Raw genomic sequence first — 222 nt, 5'->3', positions numbered from 1 at the left:
ATATAGATGAGACGTATATCAAAATTAAAGGGCAATGGAATTATTTATATCGCGCTATTGATGCAGATGGCCATACACTAGATATTTCGTTACGTAAGCAACGAGATAATCACTCAGCATATATGTTTATTAAACGTCTTATTAAACAATTTGGCAAACCTCAAATGATAATTACAGACCAAGCCCCTTCAACGAAGGTGGCAATGTCCAAAGTGATTAAAG

The 222-nt window shown here is 34.7% G+C and carries 1 protein-coding gene; it reads left to right on the top strand.

Annotated features, from left to right (window positions below; all coding sequences use genetic code 11):
- On the top strand, positions 1-222 hold a 222-nt coding region (locus tag CD172_RS12025), incomplete at both ends, for a DDE-type integrase/transposase/recombinase (RefSeq protein ID WP_142384441.1).

This window comes from Staphylococcus agnetis, assembly GCF_002901865.1.
Classification (GTDB): domain Bacteria; phylum Bacillota; class Bacilli; order Staphylococcales; family Staphylococcaceae; genus Staphylococcus; species Staphylococcus agnetis.
This window is presented reverse-complemented; position numbering and strand designations above follow the sequence as displayed.